The organism is Pseudomonas sp. Root562 (assembly GCF_001427125.1).
Classification (GTDB): Bacteria; Pseudomonadota; Gammaproteobacteria; order Pseudomonadales; family Pseudomonadaceae; genus Aquipseudomonas.
Map to the genome: position 1 here is coordinate 183,231 of NZ_LMGK01000026.1, position 20,127 is coordinate 203,357.

Annotated in this window: 18 protein-coding genes; 7 read left to right on the forward strand and 11 right to left on the reverse strand. The window is 56.5% G+C overall.

The features are described 5' to 3' along the window. Positions 1-79 precede the first annotated feature (79 nt). The 6 genes from galE (at position 80) to ASD60_RS27665 (ending at position 6,279) form a co-directional block, all read left to right on the forward strand. Positions 80-1,096: a UDP-glucose 4-epimerase GalE gene (gene galE, locus ASD60_RS27640; RefSeq protein ID WP_056857054.1), complete on the forward strand. Its 1,017-nt coding sequence runs from the start codon at positions 80-82 to the stop codon at positions 1,094-1,096. A 231-nt stretch (positions 1,097-1,327) separates the two neighbouring features. After that, complete coding sequence (locus ASD60_RS27645) at positions 1,328-1,564, forward strand: hypothetical protein (RefSeq protein ID WP_056857055.1); 237 nt, start codon at positions 1,328-1,330, stop codon at positions 1,562-1,564. 143 nt (positions 1,565-1,707) lie between these two features. Beyond that, on the forward strand, positions 1,708-2,769 hold the full coding sequence (locus tag ASD60_RS27650) for a polysaccharide biosynthesis/export family protein (RefSeq protein ID WP_056857056.1): 1,062 nt from the start codon (positions 1,708-1,710) through the stop codon (positions 2,767-2,769). 11 nt (positions 2,770-2,780) lie between these two features. Continuing rightward, positions 2,781-3,446 (forward strand): YjbF family lipoprotein, encoded by a 666-nt coding sequence (locus tag ASD60_RS27655; protein ID WP_056857057.1) that lies wholly within the window; start codon positions 2,781-2,783, stop codon positions 3,444-3,446. Then, entirely contained in the window at positions 3,443-4,204 is a 762-nt protein-coding gene (locus ASD60_RS27660; protein WP_056857058.1) for a capsule biosynthesis GfcC family protein, read from the forward strand. The genes ASD60_RS27655 and ASD60_RS27660 overlap by 4 nt, the downstream gene beginning before the upstream one ends. After that, complete coding sequence (locus ASD60_RS27665) at positions 4,201-6,279, forward strand: YjbH domain-containing protein (protein WP_056857059.1); 2,079 nt, start codon at positions 4,201-4,203, stop codon at positions 6,277-6,279. The genes ASD60_RS27660 and ASD60_RS27665 overlap by 4 nt, the downstream gene beginning before the upstream one ends. Positions 6,280-6,575: 296 nt before the next feature. On the opposite strand, the gene ASD60_RS27670 is transcribed toward ASD60_RS27665, so the two are convergent. The 3 genes from ASD60_RS27670 to ASD60_RS27680 all read right to left on the reverse strand — a co-directional run bounded on the left by ASD60_RS27670 (position 6,576) and on the right by ASD60_RS27680 (position 10,056). Continuing rightward, the gene (locus tag ASD60_RS27670) at positions 6,576-7,970 is read right to left on the reverse strand and encodes an undecaprenyl-phosphate glucose phosphotransferase (RefSeq protein WP_056857060.1); all 1,395 of its coding nucleotides are present in this window, start codon (positions 7,968-7,970) and stop codon (positions 6,576-6,578) included. Between the two features lie 392 nt (positions 7,971-8,362). Continuing rightward, positions 8,363-9,022: a winged helix-turn-helix domain-containing protein gene (locus tag ASD60_RS27675; protein ID WP_056857061.1), complete on the reverse strand. Its 660-nt coding sequence runs from the start codon at positions 9,020-9,022 to the stop codon at positions 8,363-8,365. A 293-nt stretch (positions 9,023-9,315) separates the two neighbouring features. Then, positions 9,316-10,056, reverse strand: a complete 741-nt coding sequence (locus ASD60_RS27680) for a winged helix-turn-helix domain-containing protein (protein WP_056857062.1) — start codon at positions 10,054-10,056, stop codon at positions 9,316-9,318. 557 nt (positions 10,057-10,613) lie between these two features. On the opposite strand from ASD60_RS27680, the gene ASD60_RS27685 reads away from it, so the two are divergent. Continuing rightward, the gene (locus ASD60_RS27685) at positions 10,614-11,450 is read left to right on the forward strand and encodes an undecaprenyl-diphosphate phosphatase (RefSeq protein WP_056857063.1); all 837 of its coding nucleotides are present in this window, start codon (positions 10,614-10,616) and stop codon (positions 11,448-11,450) included. 45 nt (positions 11,451-11,495) lie between these two features. Here ASD60_RS27685 and dusA read toward each other — a convergent pair whose 3' ends face one another. The 8 genes from dusA to ASD60_RS27725 all read right to left on the reverse strand — a co-directional run bounded on the left by dusA (position 11,496) and on the right by ASD60_RS27725 (position 20,032). Next, positions 11,496-12,491, reverse strand: coding sequence for a tRNA dihydrouridine(20/20a) synthase DusA (dusA, locus tag ASD60_RS27690; protein ID WP_056857064.1), 996 nt, complete (start codon positions 12,489-12,491; stop codon positions 11,496-11,498). 213 nt (positions 12,492-12,704) lie between these two features. Further along, complete coding sequence (locus tag ASD60_RS27695; protein ID WP_056857065.1) at positions 12,705-13,919, reverse strand: multidrug effflux MFS transporter; 1,215 nt, start codon at positions 13,917-13,919, stop codon at positions 12,705-12,707. Positions 13,920-14,569: 650 nt separating this feature from the next. Further along, the gene (locus ASD60_RS27700) at positions 14,570-14,998 is read right to left on the reverse strand and encodes a DUF2628 domain-containing protein (RefSeq protein ID WP_056857066.1); all 429 of its coding nucleotides are present in this window, start codon (positions 14,996-14,998) and stop codon (positions 14,570-14,572) included. Positions 14,999-15,204: 206 nt separating this feature from the next. Next, positions 15,205-15,996 (reverse strand): transporter substrate-binding domain-containing protein, encoded by a 792-nt coding sequence (locus tag ASD60_RS27705; RefSeq protein WP_056857067.1) that lies wholly within the window; start codon positions 15,994-15,996, stop codon positions 15,205-15,207. Between the two features lie 80 nt (positions 15,997-16,076). Beyond that, complete coding sequence (gene copD / locus ASD60_RS27710; RefSeq protein WP_056857068.1) at positions 16,077-16,997, reverse strand: copper homeostasis membrane protein CopD; 921 nt, start codon at positions 16,995-16,997, stop codon at positions 16,077-16,079. A 3-nt stretch (positions 16,998-17,000) separates the two neighbouring features. Further along, entirely contained in the window at positions 17,001-17,384 is a 384-nt protein-coding gene (gene copC, locus ASD60_RS27715; protein ID WP_056857069.1) for a copper homeostasis periplasmic binding protein CopC, read from the reverse strand. A 52-nt stretch (positions 17,385-17,436) separates the two neighbouring features. After that, positions 17,437-18,324 (reverse strand): copper resistance protein B, encoded by an 888-nt coding sequence (locus ASD60_RS27720; protein ID WP_056857070.1) that lies wholly within the window; start codon positions 18,322-18,324, stop codon positions 17,437-17,439. Positions 18,325-18,334: 10 nt separating this feature from the next. Continuing rightward, positions 18,335-20,032 carry a copper resistance system multicopper oxidase gene (locus tag ASD60_RS27725; RefSeq protein WP_056857103.1) on the reverse strand — a complete coding sequence of 566 codons (1,698 nt, stop codon included), beginning with the start codon at positions 20,030-20,032 and terminating at the stop codon, positions 18,335-18,337. Positions 20,033-20,127 lie beyond the last annotated feature (95 nt).

Here is a 20,127-nt window from a genome sequence, read left to right on the forward strand (position 1 = left end):
GTTTGTGTGGTTCACGACACATCTTCAATACACGGGGCTTGACACGCTATTGAGTACTTTCCTCTCTATGGACCGCACTATGAAAATTCTGGTAACGGGTGGAGCCGGATATATCGGCTCGCACACCACACTCGCGCTGCTTGAAGCAGGCTATGAAGTTGTAGTGCTGGATAATCTTTGCAATAGCAGTGATGCGGCGCTGCATGCGGTTGAAGCCATTTGCGGCAAAAGTGCGTTGATGATTCGCGGCGATGTGTGCGACAGGGCTTTGCTGGATCGGATTTTTCGAGAGCATGCCATTGATGCAGTGCTGCACTTTGCCGGGCTCAAGGCGGTGGGCGAGAGCGTGCGCAAGCCGCTTGAGTACTATGAGACCAACGTCAGCGGCAGCATTACGCTGTGTCAGGCGATGGCTGCTGCCGGGGTGTTCCGCCTGGTGTTCAGTTCATCGGCCACAGTCTATGGCGCGCCGGATCAGATGCCGATTCGCGAGGATTTCCCCACGGGCAATCCGACCAATCCCTACGGCCAATCGAAGCTGATCGTCGAGAATGTGCTGCGCGACCTGAGCCTGGCGGAGCCGCGCTGGAGCATCGCGCTGTTGCGCTATTTCAATCCAATCGGCGCGCATGACAGCGGGCAGATGGGTGAAGACCCTAATGGCATTCCCAATAACCTGGTGCCTTACATCAGCCAGGTCGCGGTCGGCAGTCTGCAAGAGCTGTCGATCTTCGGTGACGATTACCCGACGATCGACGGCACTGGCGTGCGTGACTACATCCATGTCGTAGACCTTGCGGACGGGCATCTCAAGGCATTGCAGTCCATCGCCGGGCGTACCGGCATTCATACCTGGAACCTCGGTACGGGCGATGGCTACAGCGTGATGCAAGTGCTGCGGGCTTTCGAGCAAGCGAGTGGGCAGTCGGTGCCGTATCGCGTGATGCCGCGTCGTTCGGGCGATGTTGCCCAGAGCTGGGCTGATCCGTCCAAGGCCGCGAAAGAGTTGGGCTGGAAAGCAACACGCAACTTGCAGCAAATGATGACCGACACCTGGCGCTGGCAATCGAATCATCCCAAGGGTTATCTCGGATGATGTCGTTTTGGCTCAATGTTATTTCCAGTCAGGTTGTTAGATAACGTCGGGAAAATACACTGGAAATGCCTTTTGCATATCCGTAGATATAAACCTGCCGTTTGACGTTTATCAGTCAGGAGTGACTGTGAATGAATGACGGATCTTGTTCGCACTTTTTGCGACTTGAACTCTACCACCTCTAACGGAACGCCCGGTGTTAATCGGGTTGAATGTTAGAAAGGAGTTGATATGAGAAAAGTGATGGCAGTTGCCCTGTTGACGATGTTGAGCAACTGGGCTGCCGCAGCTGAAGCGCCGCTGACTGCGGTGACCAATGTAGTTGGCAGTGTAGCGGCTTCTCAAGCCCCTGCAGCTAGTACTGCAATGGTTGCCAGTGCAATAGCGGCGTCAAACAGCGGTGGCAGTGCCAACGGCGGTACCACCGGTACGACCGGTACCACAGGTACCACCGGCACGCACAACTAACAGAAGTTTTGTTAGTGCAGTACAGGGTCGCCCGACGCAAGTCGGGTGACTTCTTTTTTAGATTCGCCCTTGAATAGCGTAGTGCCATTATGACTCGTAGTTTTTCTCTTTTAATGTTGGCAAGTCTCGCTTTACAAGGTTGCATGTTTTCCCCCGGCCAATACCTGAGCACCAGTGATATCACCCGCCAAGGGGCCAGTGAAAGCAGCAGGGTCGAGCTGATCCCGATTACCCCCAAGCTCATATCCACCACCCGCGCCACGCAAAAGCGTGAGTCGCTGCCGGCAGAGCTGTTGGCGACTCCGGCCGAGTACCGCATCGGTAACAACGATGTCTTGTACATCACGGTCTGGGATCACCCTGAACTGACAGCCCCGTCCGGCGCGCAACAACAGATCGATGCCAACGGACGGCTGGTGCGCGCCGACGGCACGCTGTATTACCCCTTCATCAAAGAAGTCCAGGCTGCCGGGCGTACGATCCAGCAACTGCGCGCAGACATCGAACAACGGCTGTCGGCGTTTATCGCCGAGCCGCAGGTAGATGTCGCAGTGCTGCGATTCGCCAGCCAGAAAGTCGTGGTCACCGGCGCCGTGACCAAGGGTGGCCCGCAAGCGATTTCCACCAACCCGCTGAGCGTGGTCGAGGCCCTCGGTTCCGCTGGAATCGATACCAACAACGCTGACTTGTCCGGCCTGACGCTGACGCGCAACGGGCGGGTGTACCCGCTCAATCTCGACTCGCTCAACCAGCAGGACTCCGAGTTGCAGGGCGTCTATCTCAAGGGTGGTGATCAGTTGTATCTGCCGTACAACGACAACAAGCGCATCTACGTCATGGGCGAGGTCAACCAGCCGCGCGCGTTGAGCTTCAAGACCGCCACCATGAACCTGTCCGATGTCCTCGGCTCGGTTGGCGGCTTGAGTCAGACCACTTCCAACGGCAACGCGGTCTACGTCATCCGCGGCGTTGAAAACCTCGACGTGGAGCCGGCGAAGATCTACCAGTTGAACGCTCAATCGCCGACCGCCATGGCGCTCGCCACGCACTTCGAAGTGCGCCCTCAGGACGTTGTCTATGTCGGGCCTGCCAACGTGACTCGCTGGAACCGCTTCATCAGCCAATTGGTGCCATCGGCGTCGATTGTCGGTACGGGTGCTTCCGCTGCGAAGAACTGGAGCGAATACAGTAACAACAGCAAATAAGGTCGCCGACAGTGAACACGTTGAAAGTTGGCGTCTGCCTGAGCGCGGCCCTGTTGTTGTGTGGCTGCAACCCGTTGATGAACGCTTCGTTGAACAACCTCAAATCGGCGGTGATCGGACCGGATGAGGTGGACGTGACCCCGGCCCAGGTGGCCGAGGTCAACTATCCGCAGATCAAACTGACCACGCCGTCCGGCTCCGGGGTATTGGCGCTGGTGCGCGAGCGTGAAGACCTGCAGTTCTGGGTCGCCTCCGGCAAACAAGTGCTGCTGCTGCGCAATGGTCTTGCCGTGCGCAGCATTGGCCTGGGCCAGGAGGGTGATCTGGACGGCACGCGTCTGCCGGATACCTCACCGTTCAAGCAAGGCCTTCATCAAGTCGCCGATGGCTACACCTCCCGGCGCTGGATCGATCTCTACAAGGGCCAGGAAGTGGGAGTGATCGTTAATAGCCGCTTCTCCCGAAAGTCCATGGACACCCTGACCATTCTCAACAAGGAATACAGCGTGCTGCGTGTCGATGAGCAGATTGATGCCCCGGCCATCGGTCTGCGGGCGACCAATCGTTATTGGGTCGATCCCGTCGACGGTTTCATTGTGCAGAGCGAGCAACAGCTGACGGCGCAGTTGCGCGTCAGGATCGTGCAGCTGACCCCCAACCGCAGGCATGTCCCGTGAAGCGCTTGAGAACGCTATCGGCGTGTTTACTGTTAATCACCAGCGTGAGCCAGGCCGCTGTCACGGTCACGGGTGACGTCGCCAACCCCGGGCCGGTCGAGCTCTCGGCAGGCGGGCGTTTGCTCGATGTGATCAACGTGGCCGTGCCCAATGCCGAAGGTTATTGGCTGGCGGGTGTGTTGTTGCGTCAGTCGTTGCTGCAAGAGCAGGCGCGGCTCAAGGCGGGCGTGTTGTTTGATCTGGACGTTTTGCAGCGCATGGCTTCGCTCTTCGACAAACCAGGCCGTGCAGCGCTGGCAGTGCGTTTGTCCGAGCAAGTGCGGCAGATGCCGGTCACCGGGCGACAGATCGCCAATCTGGATCCGGTCGCAGTGGAAGTCGGCTTCGCGCGCAACATTCGTCTCGACGATGGCGATCGCCTGATTTACCCGAAACGTGTCGATGAAGTCGAAGTGCTCGGTGCTGTCGCTGAAACCTGCCACTTGCCATATCAGCCGTTACTGGAGGCTCGCGAGTATCTGCAAGGTTGCACGCCGCTGGACGATGCCGAGGCCGATTACCTGTGGCTGATTCAGCCCGACGGCGTGGTCCGGCGGGTGGGTATTGCGCACTGGAATCGCGAGAGCGGGCACTTTCCCGTTGCCGGCAGCAAGATTCTGGTGCCGGTCAAAAACGATGACCTTGATCCGCCTGTCCCTGAACTGAATCAGCAGTTGGCCGAATTCATTGCCACGCAGCTGGCTGAGGTGGTTCGTTGAATTTACGTTTTGCAGCCGTATTGTTATTGCCGTGTGGTCTGGCCCATGCAGAACCACGTATTACTCAGAATGATTTTGGTGGCGCTGGTTTGTTGCAAACGCCGACCGCGCGGATGTTGCCGGCCGGTGAGTTGAGCGTGAATGCCAACCGTACCGATCCCTATAGCCGATACAGCGTGTCGCTTCAGCCGTTCGAATGGCTGGAAGGTTCGTTCCGCTATACCGCCATCACCAACCGCCCTTACGGCCCCGACTCGCTGAGTGGCAGCCAGAGCTATAAGGACAAGGCGGTCGATATCAAGGCCCGACTGTGGGAAGAGAGCCATTGGGCGCCGGAAGTGGCGCTGGGCTTTCGAGACATCGGTGGTACCGGTCTGTTCTCCAGTGAGTTTGTGGTTGCCAACAAACGCTATGACGATTTCGATTTCAGCGCCGGCATTGCCTGGGGTTACCTGGGCAATCGAGGCGACTTCGATAACCCGCTGGGCGAGCTCGCTGACCGCTTCAATACCCGGCCCGACAGCGAAGGTACCGGCGACGTCAACGCCGGGTCGTACTTTCGCGGCAAGCCTTCTTTGTTCGGCGGTGTGAGTTATCAGACGCCATGGGATCGGCTCAGTCTGAAACTGGAATACGAAGGCAACGATTACAAGCACGAACCCAAGGACAACGAAATCAAGCAGGATTCGCCGATCAACCTCGGTGCGGTGTTCAAACTGACCGACTCGATCGACGTCAGTGCTGCGTGGGAGCGCGGCAACACCGCGATGTTTGGCGTCACCTTCCACACCAATTTCGTCAGCCGCAAGGCGCCGGCGAAGACCTTCGATCCGCCGGCTGAACCGCTACCGGCGAAGGCGCCGAGTACGCAAATGCAGCAGGTCGATTGGGCCGATGTGTCAAGGCGCCTGCAGCAAAACGCCGGCTACAAGGTTGAGCGCATCAGCCAGCGCGGGTCGGAATTGTTCGTCTATGGCGAACAGCAGCGTTATTTCCATTCCGCCAAAGCGGTTGGCCGGGCGAGCCGGATTCTGGACAACAGCGTCAACGACGACATCGACTGGTTCACCGTGGTGAACAAGCGCTACGACCTGCCGCTGGAAGAGACCAGCGTGCCTCGGCAAACCTTCCGTGAGGTGATCAACAACGAGGAGCCATTGCAATCGCTGCATCGCACCACCGAGATCAACCCGGCGATGCCGCACAACGAAAAAACCCTCTACACCGAAGCCCTTCAACCATTCAGCTATGGCGTCGGGCTGGGCTTCAAGCAGAACGTCGGCGGTCCTGATGGCTTGCTCTATCAATTCAGTGCCGACGCGGACGCCGAATACCGCTTCAACCGCAACACTTGGTGGAGCGGTTTGCTCAGTGCCAATCTGGCGAACAACTTTGACAAGTTCACCTATGACGCTCCCAGCGACTTGCCCCGTGTGCGCACGGACTTGCGCCAGTACCTGACGACTTCCGAAGTGACCATGCCGTTGTTCCAGGTCAGTCACGCCGAACAGTTGGACAAAGATTTGTACGGCATGGTCTACGGCGGCTATCTGGAATCAATGTTCGCCGGGGTAGGTGGCGAGGTGCTGTTTCGCCCGACCGGCGAGCGCTGGTCGCTGGGCGCGGACTTGAACTACGTGCGTCAGCGCGAATTCGACCAGGGCTTTGGGCTGCGAGATTATTCGATCGTCACCGGGCACATCACCGGCTACACCGACTTGCCGTTCGATACGCTCGCGGCAGTCAGTGTCGGGCGTTATCTGGCCGGTGACTGGGGCGGCACGCTGGATATCTCGAAGGAGTTTTCCAATGGTGTGCGATTTGGCGCCTGGGCAACGATTACGACTGCTACTGGCGCCGAATATGGCGAAGGTAGCTTTGACAAAGGCATCTATCTGTCGATCCCGTTCGACGAACTGATGAGCATGTCGACCATGCGTCGCGCCAACCTCGTCTGGTCGCCACTGACCCGGGACGGCGGTGCACGACTCAATCGCAGCTTTCAGTTGCACTCCATGACCGACAGCCGTGACGACGACATGTTCTATCGCAACTTCGAGAAGATCACTGAGTAACACCTGGCTCGTACCTCGAAGCTGCAGGGGCGAGCCTGCTGGCGATGGCGTCAGCAACATCCAGCTTCAATGCTGACTGACCCGACGCCATCGCCAGCAGGCTGGCTCCTAAACTGCTCATTGCCGTACCCGATACCCAAATCACCCCCGATACCCTGTGGCAGCAAGCTTGCTGGCGATGACGTCAGCCCAGTCGACACAACCTTGCCTGCCACGCCATCGCTTCCACGAATTGCGCCCACAAAAAAAGGGGACTTGCGTCCCCTTGCGGTGTTGCGCTGTGCAACGCTAATCCGTCAGTAGATGTCCTTCGACAGCAACGTGAACGGCGTCTTCACCAGGATCTTCAGGTCCAGCCACAACGACCAGTTGTTGATGTACTTGAGGTCGATCTCGACACGCTTCTGCATCTTGTCGAGGGTATCGGTCTCGCCTCGGCAACCGTTGATCTGCGCCAGGCCGGTGATGCCCGGTTTGATTCGATGGCGCGCCATGTAAGCGAGGATTTTCCCGGAGTAGTAGTTGTTGTGCGCGACGGCGTGCGGCCGTGGACCCACCAACGCCATATGCCCTTGCAGCACATTGAACAATTGCGGCAGTTCATCCAGCGAAGTGCGGCGGATGAAGCGGCCAACGGCGGTGATACGCGAGTCGTTGCGGCTGGCCTGCTTGACCTCTTTGTCATCGTGGACGCGCATCGAGCGGAACTTCCAGACCTGAATCACCTTGCCGTTCCAGCCATGTCGGTCTTGCTTGAAGAACACCGGGCCGGGCGAGTTGAGTTTCACGGCCAGTGCGATGACCAGCAAAACCGGGCTCAACAGGATGATGGCCAGCAGCGCCACGCTTTTTTCCACCAGGCTTTTGCTCAGTGCAGCGGTCGGCCGGCTGGTCAGCGGGCTTTCGTTCAGGTAAATCGCCGGCAGACCGTCCACGACCTTCACCGAGTGATTGAGCAGCGTCAGACTGTTCAAGTCCGGGACCCAGACCACGTCAACGTTGGCACCGAGCAAATCGAGGTACATGGCTTCGATTTTGGCAGCTTCGGACAAGGGCAGGGTGATGTATAGGCGACGAATGTCATGGGCTTTGATCAGGTCTAGCAGATCTTCTTGAGCACCGACGACGCGCGGCGCGCCCGGCTCCAGCGATGGCACGCTGCCGTTGCTGACCAAGCCCACCAGTGGCAGGTTTTCCAGAAGACTCAGCTTGTTTGCCAGCCCCAGTGCCAGTTCGCCAGTGCCGACGATCAGGGTCTTGTGCTCGCTTTTGCGCGAACGCTGGTAGTACTTCGAAAACGCATGCAGGGGCGCATACAGCAATGCCTGGCCGAGGAAACCGTACACTGCCCAGCCAAGAATCACTTCCCGTGAAAACAGCGCATCGGCTTTGCAGATGAATGCAATGCAGGCCAGCGCAGCCATGGTCATGGACCAGCCCATGAACAGGCGTCCCAGCCCCGTCAGGTAGTTGTCTCTTTTTCGATATACACCGCTGAACGTGTAAGCCGGAACCGAGGCAAGTACCGCCAGCGTTGCGCACATTCGGTAGTAGAACTCGACCGAGCCAGTATGTCGCTCAGCAAGTATGAACAGCAGTGAAACAACAAAGCCCTGTGCCAATGCCCATTGGCCCCAAAAGGTAAGTCCCTTGAGGCCGGTGTTTCGATTGATACGAAGAGAAAGATCCATACGAATATCCCCAAAAGACGTCCATTCAGGTTTCGACAGTTGAAATCCGAGTTGTTAATAGACTTTTTATTGTTGTTGTAGCGAGTGTCCTGAGGTAACAACGCCGATATGCGGAACTGTCGTCAGTCAATAGACTAAGTTATTGACGGGGATGCTGTCTGACGAGTTCTAACAAGGTGGCAGGGTGCCAACTTTTATTAAGGGCAAATAGTCGAACGTTAGAAATGGTCGATCAGCAGGGGGTGAATATTTGATGTTGTATTGGGTATTGTAGGAGGGGTGGAGGCAGGCGGGTTTGAATAGAGTTTTCAAGCGGGGAAAACAAACAAAGTGCTATTTTTATTGTTGTTGTCGCACTGTTGACGTTTGTGTTGTTTGTCCGGATCAGGCGTTCAGCACACCACTTCCTGGATCAGGCAGTAGCCGCGGTTTCTCACCGCACGAAACAACCGCTCACCATTGCTGGCACTTTTGAATTTATCTTGCAGTCGACTGAGGCACATCTCCAGGCCGCGGTATTGCTCCGGTTCCCTGCCGATACTGAGGATCAGCTCATCTCGACTGACAACGCGCTCTTCATGGTTCAGCATTTTCCTGACGAGTGCAGTTTCCAGTCCGGTCAGGTTTATCTCGATACCCGCTTTAACCAGCGCACCTTGATCATCGTCGAGTTGCCAGACTTCGCTGCAAGGTGCGTGACCTTCTATCGCTTGTGCGGTGTTACTGGCTTCCGCAATCATTGCCGGCTTGCCGTGAAAAGGATTTTCCGATTGCGCTGCCAGCCATTCAGATTCAAGGGTGGCCAATATTCTCTGCGTATCGTGTTCGATACTTTGCGCAACTTTTTTCCTTGTCACGCTTGGGTAAGTGAACTCCATCAGCACCGGGGCAGTAGAGGACGAGGCAACACCTTCAACAAACATTTGTGCCTGGGAGGTTCCGAATGAGTTGAAACGCTCACTGGACAGAATGCTCTCCAATTCGCGTTGCGACGTAGTGCTGTGGGTTACGACGACGAAATATTTTCTTGGGAGGGGTGTACTAATTTCCATGTCTCTCTCCTGAAGTACGCACCAAATTTGGCAAAAAATGATCGGCAGGGGAGTAGAGACTCCCACGGAAGTAATCGAAAAGGCAGGGTTTGGGCGCAAAAATGGCCCTCGATAGGTTCCACGCGATCTGCTATAGAATGACTTCTTATTGTTATGGTTCAGTGTTGCCACGGTCATGGAGTCGATAAATTGGCATGAAGTATAAAATACAAATCAAACAATGAAACCGATATCTTTGTATAGTTGAAAAAACATTCCCTTAGATGATGTCAAAAAGCCTTTGAATTGCTGGCTCAGACAGTCGATATCAACCCTCTCATCAGGCGGTAGCCGTACCCCCGAATGCTCTGGATGGCGTTTGTACCGTACACGTCTTTGATTTTTCCGCGCAAGCGACTGATTGATTTTTCCAGTGCTCTGGGGTCGTAGAAATTGGTATTCAGACCCATGATGCCGGCGATTTCATCGTGACTTAGTATGTGGTTGCTGGTTTGCGCAAATGCTTCCAGAATCTTCATTTCTGCAAATGAAATATCCAGTTTTTTGTCGGAGCCCAATAAGCAGATGCGGGTGGGGTCCAATATCAGATTGATATCCCTTTGCCATTCCTCACTGCTGAAAAAATCGGCAAGTAACTCGGCGCCTTCTTCAGACAGGGTATTGAACTTGAGACAAAAGTCGGCCCCGGCAAGATAATATTTCATCTTGTTGAAGGTGCCGCGGCCTGTGATGACCGCACATATGATCGGTTTCAAGTGGGTAGTGCGCAGGCTTTCCACCAGCGCAAGGCTTTCCTCGAGAGCCTGGGGGCTATCGATGATGATGAAGATGGCTCGATACGAACCTAAGTACTCGTTTTTCTTATACGAAAGTGTGTACGAACTGGCATCCAGTGCCATATCGGCCTGCACATGCCTTGCGATTAGCGCTCTAAAATGTTCAGCCACGCCACGCGTTCGACCCAGCGTGAGAACACCGGGTTCGTCGTTTGTCTGGCGCAGGCTTCTAGTCGCTAAGTTCCCTGTAAGCATCATGCATTGACTCGAATAGGTGCTGACATCGGGATGTTAAAGCACCGGTTCTCATCTGTGACTGACAATTGGTAACATTCAAGCGAATTTTAGACGTGGCTCTCGAGTTTTCTAACAATAATTAAGCTTTTCAAGCTTTTAGTTGATTTTCTCGGCGGGGTGAACTAGTGAAAATCCCTCGTTAGATGGTGGCAATATGGAATTGTGCCATTACTTTGAGTCTCTGGCGATGGTTTTTTAATGTCTTTTTGCCACTGTTTGTACGCTGAGTTCGTGATTTACAGAATTTAGTCCTTTTGTGCAGAAATATAAATAGTGTGCGGTGGGTCACGTTTTATTGATAGCGAGCGCGCTACGAGCTCAATGTCGAAATCCATTTTCGATTAATTATTCAGTCGGACGATTATTAACAAGCCTTGAGTGTGTTGTTTGATAAGACCTATTCTCCGTCGCTGGGTCGGGTAAAGGCTGTCAATTTGCCAGTTACGTTTGGTCCAGTTGCTCAATACCTGAAAAGTAGTTAACGGGGCGCGCTACCAGGGCGGTCTGACGGAGGAATAATGGAGTTCTTGACCCTTTTAAAGGTGTTGGTTTTAGGTGCGGTAGAAGGCCTTACGGAGTTTTTGCCCATATCCAGTACGGGGCATCAGATTATTGTTGCAGATTTATTGGAGTTTGGCGGTGAGCGCGCCATGGCCTTCAATATCATTATTCAGCTGGGTGCCATTCTTGCCGTTGTCTGGGAGTTTCGTCCCAGGATTTTCGATATCGTCAAAGGCTTGCCGACCCAGCGCAATGCACAACGCTTTACCCTCAACCTGCTGATCGGTTTCCTTCCGGCAGTTGTTCTGGGTGTGTTGTTCGCCGACAAGATCCATGAATACCTGTTCAATCCGATAACCGTGGCTGTCGCATTGGTCGTGGGTGGCATTGTCATGTTGTGGGCTGAACAACGGGATCATGTAGTGCAGGTCGAGCACGTGGACGATATGCGCTGGTCAGATGCGCTGAAGGTGGGTTTCGCACAATGCCTGGCGATGGTACCGGGGACTTCCCGCTCCGGATCGACCATCATCGGTGGCTTGCTGTTTGGCCTGTCACGCAAGGCCGCTACCGAATACTCGTTCTTCCTGGCGATGCCAACCATGGTCGGCGCCGCGGTGTACTCGGGCTACAAGTACCGCGACCTGTTCCAGAACAGCGATCTGCCGGTTTTCGCCCTGGGTTTTGTAACCGCATTCTTTTTCGCGATGATCGCTGTGCGCGGCCTGCTCAAGTTCATTGCGAACCACAGTTATGCCGCATTTGCGTGGTACCGGATCGCCTTTGGATTGCTGATTCTGGCAACCTGGATATTCGGCTGGGTTAACTGGACAGCGGCTGCAGCAGTGGGCTGACAGCAATACCAGGCGGTTCATACCGCCTGGTTTTTATCACCGGGGTTATCGCCCTTCAAGCAATCCAGCGGCTTGATCCAGCAGTGCCAAAGGCTCCTTGGTCTTGTGAATGTCCACCGACAACAACTGCCGAAACTTGCGTGCTCCCGGAAAACCGCTGCCCAGACCCAGCACATGTCGGGTGATGTGGTGCATCGAGCCGCCCGCATCGATGTGCGCAGCAATGTAAGGGCGCAACTGCGCCAAGGCTTCGGCACGCGTGATCACCGGCGCTGTGCTGCCGAACAATTGCTGATCCACCTCAGCCATCAGATACGGGTTGTGATACGCCTCGCGGCCCAGCATCACACCGTCGAATGTCTGCAAATGTTCATGGCAGGCATCCAGCGTCTTGATCCCACCATTGAGAATAATCTCCAACTGCGGAAAATCCGCTTTCAGCCGCGCCGCTACGTCGTAACGCAACGGCGGAATGTCACGGTTCTCCTTCGGCGACAAACCTTCGAGAATCGCAATCCGCGCATGCACGGTAAAACTGGTACAACCGGCATCTCGCACCGTACCGACGAAGTCACACAGTTGTTCGTAACTGTCGCGACCGTTGATGCCGATACGATGCTTGACCGTTACCGGAATCGACACCGCATCACGCATCGCCTTCACGCAATCGGCCACCAATTGCGGATGCCCCATCAGGCACGCGCCGATCATATTGTTCTGCACCCGATCACTCGGGCAGCCGACATTCAGATTCACCTCATCGTAACCATGCTCCTGGGCCATCCGCGCACATGCCGCCAAATCCAGCGGAACACTGCCACCCAACTGCAACGCGAGCGGGTGCTCAGCTTCGTCATGCCGCAGAAAACGCTCGTGATCACCATTGAGCAAAGCACCGGTGGTGACCATTTCGGTGTAGAGCAGGGCATTTTTCGACAACAAGCGCAGGAAAAAACGGCAATGGCGGTCAGTCCAATCCATCATCGGGGCCACGCTGAAGCGGCGAGAAAGCGAGGCGGGTGCAGCAGTGTTTACGGACATGGAGATCTTGAGTCGGTGAGGCTGGGAGATCGGGGAGTTTATCAGGATTGGGCTAATAGGGCTTGGACGTGTCTAGCGCCGGTTGAATCCACACCATATTGCTGATCTTCTGTTCACCCCGTCGCTGCAAAATCAGCGACAAGGGTGTGGAAGCCCCACAAATCCAAGCGCACATGGCGTCTTGAATTTAAGCAGGCGTTTTTCATGTGAGGCCTATTTTGTTTTGGCGTTGGAAAATAGATCTGTCCCCTTTTTTGCACGCATGATCCGGAAAACAAGGAAACCGGCCACGGCGAATGCGCTATTCAGAGCAACCATCGGGAAGGCTGTATTGTCCTGTAGATGGCTCAGCAGCAAGCCAGAAACAGTCGCGCCGGCCATCTGGGAAAAACCGATAAAGCCCGCTGCCAGCCCGGCGCGAGTCGGATTGGGAATCACTGCGCCAGCAACCGAACCCGGCAAGACCATGCCCGAACCCAGCGTCAACAGCATCTGCGGCAGCATCAGGCCGGCCACCGACGGGCCGATGAGTTCATGCAGTATCAGCCCCGAACCGGCGCCAACCGCGACCAGGCTTGTACCGATGGCAACGATTTTTTCCGGGCCGTACTTCATGATGGTGCGGTTGGTGAAGATCGCGCCGGCAATCAACCCCGAAACGATGCCGCCGAAAACCAGCCCATATTGGGTTGGACTCAAGCCGAGTTGCCCAACCAGTACGCGGGAAGAGCCGGCAATAAAGCTGAACATTGCGCCGTAGGTGCAGGCGATGGCGATGGCGAAGCTTCGCAGGGATGAGTCTTTGAGCAGCAAGGCATAGTTACCCAGCAGCGTCTTCAGCCTTCCCGCCTGCGCGTCGGGCTGCAGATTGGTCTCCTTGAAAAATAGTGACCCCGCGAGAGCCGCACCGCCAAACAATACGGTTGCGAACGAGACCGCGCGCCAGCCACCGGCATGGGTGGCAATCAGCCCGCCTAGCACCGGTGAGAGCATAATCGCGCTGAGCATCCCAATCACCGTAATGGCCATGACCGGGCCGGCTTTTTCCTTCCAGACATCGCGCACGACGCTACGTGCTACCACCAGCGCAACACAGGCTCCCAAACCCTGCAGCGCACGGCCCGCAATGAACTCGGGCATGCTTTGGGCAAACGCCATCCACAGGGAGGCGAGCACGTAAGTGGTAACGCCGACGAGCAGCATAGGTCGGCGACCGATGCGGTCTGACAGCGGGCCGAAGAAAAGTTGGCCGAGACCAAAGGCAGCAACAAATACCGATAATGCCGTCAAGGAGGAACCTGGCACGGCGCCGAGCCCTGCTTCAAGGTCGCGCAGGCTGGGAATCAGCATCTGGGTGGAAATCTCCCCCAGTGCGCAGAGCCCGATCAAGAGTGCAAGCAATACGCTGGAACGGCTGGGAAGGTTCATGATTTTTATCCAAGGCTGTAATGGAAGGATGCGCACCCAACTCCGTTGGGGTTCAAGGGCTGACATTCGAGGCGCAACAACACCAAGGTGACAGCGGGGCAAGGCCTGGGATCGATGTCTGAATTCATGGTCGGAATCTCTCGGGGTGCTGCTGCGCAGCCGTGTCGCAGCGGCAAATTAAGCAATCATGAGGCTCTCCCTGTCTGTGCGGGATTATGGGCATAATAAATTCCAGCTGTAAATATGACGCGTGTAATATCTTCATTCGCTGCCAGAGCGAGGGCGTTTTCACTAGCCCTGAACGGTACCGGGGTGAGCGATGAACGGGGCGTTTGAGGAAGGGAGAAAAGGGGACAGCTTTATTATCACGCGGACTGAACTGGAAGCATTTTAATCCTCGCTTCGTCGGCACCTGCTATTGGAGGCACAGGCGCAGGCAGATCAATCAGTGTGTATAGATAACTCACAACCAGCGCGGGAATCCCACGACTCGCCATTTCGAGAAGCAAGCACTTTATTGGCGATACGGAATACAGAGAGAAGGGCCTGTTCTGCTGCTTCTGCCTCACCTGGAGAGTGAGAGAGCACCTGACGATTGATCGATGCAGAACGGTGGAATGATTTCCGCCGTTCTGCACGCGGGATGAGGCTTAGACGATTCTCAAGCCTTCAAAAGGATTCCAGCCTTGTGAGCCTTTGACCTGTTTCAGGTAGTAGGCGTAGTTGGCGCTCAGCCCGTACATCAGTGCAAAGACGACATTCAGGCCGGTGTTAACGGCTTTGGGTCCTTCGTCGTAACCCAGCAGAGTGAATATCAGTGTCAGGACGAAGGAGGTGGCGATGATAATCGCGATGATTGCCAGGTTCTTTTTCCACAGTCCAAGCACGAAAAGATAGATAGGCCCGAAGAAAAAAGCGATGAAGTTCAGGTTGATCAGAATACGCTTGCGCGCCGGCAATTGTTTGAAAGCCGATTTGAACTCAGGGCTTTTGGGGGCTCCGTACTGATCGAAGAAAGCGAATCTTTCTTGCCATTTCGGACTGGCGTTGTAGGTTTGCAATTCATCCGTGCTGCTCATTGTCTGTCCTTTTTTGAGGGTTTTGCTCGGTCGAGGCATCGACCGAAAGATCATTCGGTGCGCTTGTCAACGCGTCTTGCAGGCGACCGGACTGCTACCGGTGCGGGCCAAGTTTCAAGCATGTAACTGGATTTAACAAGCCATGACAAAGTGCACTAGCGCGCAGTTTGTCACGGCTTGGAGAATTTACAGGGACAGGCACATGGTCATTTGCCTTCAGGTACCGCCAACCACTGTCCCAGCACTTTCTGGTAATTACCCGTTACCTTGGCCAGATGCAGCCACTGGTCCACATAGGATTTCCAGGTGATGTCATCCCGGGGCAACAGGTAGGCTTTCTCGCCATATTGCATGTACTGCGTCGGGTTCACCGCGCAGAGTCCCGGCTTGAGTTTCTGTTGATAGAGCGCTTCGGACGTGTCGGTGATCATCACGTCGGCCTTGTTGTCCAGCAGCTCCTGAAAGATGGTGACGTTATCGTGCAACTTCAGTTGCGCCTTGGGCAGGAAGGCGTGCACGAAGGCTTCGTTGGTGCCGCCGGCGGGTTCGACGAGGCGTACCGATGGCTGGTTGATCTGGTCGATGGTCTGGTACTTCGCCTGGTTTTCACAGCGCACCAGCGGGATCTTGCCGTCGACGTCGAGGGTGGTGCTGAAGAAGGCTTTTTTCTGCCGTTCGAGGGTGACGGAGATGCCGCCCATGCCGATATCGCATTTGCCGGCGAGCATGTCGGGCATCAGGGTTTTCCAGGTGGTTTGCACCCACTCGACCTTGACGCCGAGGCTGTCAGCGAGAGAGCGGGCCATGGCGATGTCGATGCCGGAGTATTCGCCGTCCTCGGCTTTGAAGGTATAGGGCTTGTAATCGCCGGTGGTGCAAACCCGCAGTTGGCCTTGTTGGATGACGCTGTCCAGATGTGAAGGGACTTGCTGTGCCTGAACACCAAACGACAGGGCGAACAGCCCACCGAGCATCCATGTGCTTTTGTTGTTTTTCATTGTTATCGGGCTTTCTGATTGAGTGACTTGGAGGAGGGAGTGTAGTGAAAACTGTGCGCGACTCAAAAAACGGGCGAACGTTACAGCTCGCCCACTTGCGGGCTCAACGTGCCGAGCCACGCCACCAACCCCACAATCAACACCGCTGCGAAGAGCTCCACTCTCACGCTGCAGCGAAGCGCATTCGCCGCTACGCGATACTGCCCCTCTCGCAATGATTGTTGCAGTAACGGTCCCAGGTGAAAGCGGTTAAGCGAGGCCAGGACGAGCATACCGGCGAACAATGCGACTTTGATCAGCAGCAAAACCCCGTAGGTGCTCAGGAGTACTTCGTCGATGCTGGGTCCGGCGATGTAGAGGTAGTTCACAACGCCGGTGACGGTGATGACAATCACAATCAGCGCCCCCACGGGCTCAAACCGGGTGATGGCACGAGCCAGCAGGCGGATGTGGTTTTCCGATTGCAGGCTGTTGCTGCGTGACATCCAGAAAAACGCGACCAATGCGCCCAGCCAGGCACCCGCGGCCAGCAAGTGCAGAATGTCTGCGGTGAAATGCCAGATGCCTTCATCCATGGCGCCATGTCCGCTCCAGGCCACAGAGGCGAGGGCGATCGCACCAGCAATAGCCGCCATCCACAAGCCAGGGGCAGGTGCGCGGGTGTTGAACAACATCGCTAAAGTGGCGATGAACAACGCCGTGATCCGAATCATCCAGGCCATCCCGGCGTCCATTTCAAGCACCATCATTTCAATGTGCGGGCGCAGTTCGCCAAGGTTGGATTCCCCGCTCATGGTGCTGACCATCAGCAGCATGCCAATGACGGATAGCGCCCCCCCGATAATGGCCGCCCCCGCCAATAGCGATCGAAATGGCAGCACGGCCCCCGAAATCCGTTCCGGCCCCCTGAGGCTGTACAACCCGAACAGCGCGACGCCAAACAGCAGCATCAAATCCACGTACAACAAAAAGCGCAGAACGATGTTGGCCGAGTCGCTCATCTATCACTTCACTTTGAATGAAACGTTGCCGGTGATCGGGTGGGTGTCTGACGATACGGCGCGCCACTCTACTTTATAGGTGCCGGCAGGCAGGGGTGACAGCGGAGTAATGAGCATGGTTTTCGGGTCGCTGCCGCCACTGACTTTGGCTTTCATGGGCATGGGCGAGTGGGCCATGCCGGGCATTTCGGTCATGACCAGTTTTGCACCGGAAAACTGTTTGACCAGGTTTTCCGAAAAGTGCAGTTCGATGATGCCCGGCGCCGCACCGATGGCACCTTCGGCGGGGCTGGACGACAGCAACTTCGGATGGGCTAGAACCAAAGTGCTCAGCAGCAGCCCGGCTGACAGCAAGACAGTGACAGCGGTGGTTTTGATGATGTGCATGCAAGGCCTCTTGCCGCTTAATGCGGCTGGTTATGATTGTTGGTATAGGGGTTCAGAACCACAGGCGCACGCCGAGAACCAGCCGCGCCTCGCTGCGGTCCTCGCCTTCGGCTGCGGCGTAATCGGCGGTTTTGCCGTAGGTGCGGTTCCAGGTCACGCCAATGTAGGGCGCAAATTCCCGGCGAATTTCGTAGCGCAGGCGCAGGCCCGCTTCGCTGTTGGACAGGCCGGAGCCAATTCCTCGTTGCGGGTCGTTCTTGCCATAGAAGTTGAGCTCTGCGGTCGGTTGCAGGATGAGTCGGTTGGTCAGCAGGATGTCGTAGTCGCCCTCCAGCCGCGCGGCGCTCTGACCGCCTTCGCCGATGAACGCCGTGGCCTCGGCTTCGAAGTTGTACAGCGCCATGCCTTGCACACCAAGCGCTGCCCAGGTTTGCGGGGCGCCGGGTTTGAAGTCCTGGCGGACACCGCTGACCACGTCCCACCATGGACTGATCGCGTGGCCCCACAGCGCCTGGATTTCAGCATCTTCGGTCTTGCCGTTGGTGCGTTCGCCTTCGGAGCGCAGCCACAGACGATCGATGTCGCCGCCGATCCAGCCGGACAAATCCCAGGCCAGGGTGCTGCCGTCGTCGGCGTCCTGCCATTCAAGTTTGTCGGCGAGGAAGAATGAATTCAGCGCGGTGTCATGTATGGCATGGCCGCTATGGCTGCTGAAGACGGCAGCACGGTCGGCGTCGGTCAGGGCCGGGATCGGCGTACGACTTTCGGTCGGGGCTGCTGGTTGCATCTGGCCTTCGTCCATGGTTTGCAGCTCGCCATGGTCCATGGAGTTCATCTGGCTGTGATCCATGCCCTGCATGTCGTCTGTCGCGGCAATCACCGGAGAAAGCGGCAGGCCAGCGCAGATGATGCCCGCGGCGATGGAGGAAATTCTGATCATGGTTGGCACCTCATTCTTCCACGCGAACTTCACGGAACATGCCCATTTCCATGTGGAACAGGAGATGGCAGTGATAGGCCCAGCGCCCGAGCGCATCGGCGGTTACCCGGTAGCTGCGGCGTGTACCCGGTGGCATGTCGATGGTGTGTTTGCGCACCATGAAGTCGCCGTTCTCGTCTTCGAGATCGCTCCACATTCCGTGCAGGTGAATGGGGTGGGTCATCATGGTGTCGTTGACCAGCACCACGCGAATGCGCTCGCCATACTTGAGCCGCAAGGGCTCGGCGTCGGAGAATTTCACGCCATTGAATGACCAGGAAAACTTCTCCATGTGCCCGGTGAGATGCAATTCGATCGTGCGTCCGGGATCGCGGCCGTCGGGGTCTTCGAAGGTACTGCGCAGGTCGGCGTAGGTCAGGACGCGGCGGCCGTTGTTGCGCAGGCCCAGGCCGGGGTCGTCGAGTTTGGGTGAGGTGGACATGGCTTGCATGTCCACCAGCGGGTTGTCGTTTTCCGAGTCGGGATGGGACTGCATCCCGGGCATGGCCATCTGGCTGTGGTCCATGCCGGCCATGCTGCCGTGATCCATCCCGCCCATACCCATGTCCTCCATGCTGACCAAGGGGCGCGGATCCAGCGGTGGCACCGGCGCGGACAGGCCAGGCTTGATCGCAAGGCTGCCGCGGGCGTAGCCGGTGCGGTCCATCGATTGAGCGAACACGGTATGGACGGCATCAATCGGCTCGACGATCACGTCGAAGGTCTCCGCCACGGCGATGCGAAATTCGTCGACGGCCACGGGTTTGACATGCAGGCCATCGGCCGCGACAACGGTCATTTTCAGGCCAGGAATGCGCACGTCGAAGTAGCTCATGGCCGAGCCGTTGATGAAGCGCAGCCGCAGTTTTTCCCCGGGACGGAACACACCGGTCCAATTTCCGTCCGGCGCCTGTCCGTTCATCAAGTAGGTGTAAGTGGCGCCGCTGACGTCGGCCAGGTCGGTGGGATTCATCTTCATTTCAGCCCACATCTTGCGATCGGCAACGGTCGCGCCCCAACCGTTGGTGCTGACGTCGTCGATGAAATCGCCCACGGTGCGCTTGTGGTAGTTGTAGTAGTCGGATTGCTTTTTCAGTGTCTTCATCAGACTGGCCGGGTCTTCGTCGGTCCAATCGGTGAGCATCACCACGTAATCGCGGTCGTACTGGAAAGGTTCCGGTTCCCTGGCGTCGATCACCAACGGGCCGTAGACGCCGGATTGCTCCTGCAATCCCGAATGACTGTGGTACCAGTAGGTGCCGTTTTGCCGGACTTTAAATTGGTAGACATACAGCCCGCCGGGGTCGATACCCTTGAAGCTCAGCCCCGGCACGCCGTCCATGTTGGCTGGCAATAAAATGCCATGCCAGTGAATGGAAGTGCTGTCCTTGAGTGCGTTCTTCACCCGCAAGGTAACCGTATCGCCTTCGCGCCAGCGCAGGAGAGGGCCGGGAAGGCTGCCGTTGATTGTCATCGCAGTGCGCGGATTGCCGGTGAAGTTGACCGGGGTTTCACCGATCAATAGCTCGAAATCGCTGCCGGTCAGCACTTGCGGTTCACCGGGGCTGGTGATCGCCCAGACGGGCGGGCGCCATAATCCAAGACCGCCCAGCAGTCCGCCTGCGGCAAGTCCTTTGACGAAGGTGCGTCGTGAAGTGTTGGAGTGCATGCCGATTGTCCCGTCCGTCAGCCTGGTGAACATATCTACGAGGCTAACGGACGGTGCCTTTCAGCTGGCTGAGGCGAAGATTACAGTTTTGTCAG

Excerpts from the sequence above, each read along its gene's own strand:
- ASD60_RS27700 (WP_056857066.1), bottom strand. The coding sequence starts at position 14,998 with ATGAGCAGCACGGATGAATTGCAAACCTACAACGCCAGTCCGAAATGG.
- ASD60_RS27675 (WP_056857061.1), bottom strand. The coding sequence starts at position 9,022 with ATGGAAATTAGTACACCCCTCCCAAGAAAATATTTCGTCGTCGTAACC.
- copC (WP_056857069.1), bottom strand. The coding sequence starts at position 17,384 with ATGCACATCATCAAAACCACCGCTGTCACTGTCTTGCTGTCAGCCGGG.
- ASD60_RS27650 (WP_056857056.1), top strand. The coding sequence starts at position 1,708 with ATGTTTTCCCCCGGCCAATACCTGAGCACCAGTGATATCACCCGCCAA.
- ASD60_RS27670 (WP_056857060.1), bottom strand. The coding sequence starts at position 7,970 with ATGGATCTTTCTCTTCGTATCAATCGAAACACCGGCCTCAAGGGACTT.
- ASD60_RS27645 (WP_056857055.1), top strand. The coding sequence starts at position 1,328 with ATGAGAAAAGTGATGGCAGTTGCCCTGTTGACGATGTTGAGCAACTGG.
- ASD60_RS27680 (WP_056857062.1), bottom strand. The coding sequence starts at position 10,056 with ATGATGCTTACAGGGAACTTAGCGACTAGAAGCCTGCGCCAGACAAAC.
- ASD60_RS27685 (WP_056857063.1), top strand. The coding sequence starts at position 10,614 with ATGGAGTTCTTGACCCTTTTAAAGGTGTTGGTTTTAGGTGCGGTAGAA.
- ASD60_RS27720 (WP_056857070.1), bottom strand. The coding sequence starts at position 18,324 with ATGATCAGAATTTCCTCCATCGCCGCGGGCATCATCTGCGCTGGCCTG.
- ASD60_RS27695 (WP_056857065.1), bottom strand. The coding sequence starts at position 13,919 with ATGAACCTTCCCAGCCGTTCCAGCGTATTGCTTGCACTCTTGATCGGG.
- ASD60_RS27705 (WP_056857067.1), bottom strand. The coding sequence starts at position 15,996 with ATGAAAAACAACAAAAGCACATGGATGCTCGGTGGGCTGTTCGCCCTG.
- copD (WP_056857068.1), bottom strand. The coding sequence starts at position 16,997 with ATGAGCGACTCGGCCAACATCGTTCTGCGCTTTTTGTTGTACGTGGAT.
- dusA (WP_056857064.1), bottom strand. The coding sequence starts at position 12,491 with ATGTCCGTAAACACTGCTGCACCCGCCTCGCTTTCTCGCCGCTTCAGC.
- ASD60_RS27725 (WP_056857103.1), bottom strand. The coding sequence starts at position 20,032 with ATGCACTCCAACACTTCACGACGCACCTTCGTCAAAGGACTTGCCGCA.
- galE (WP_056857054.1), top strand. The coding sequence starts at position 80 with ATGAAAATTCTGGTAACGGGTGGAGCCGGATATATCGGCTCGCACACC.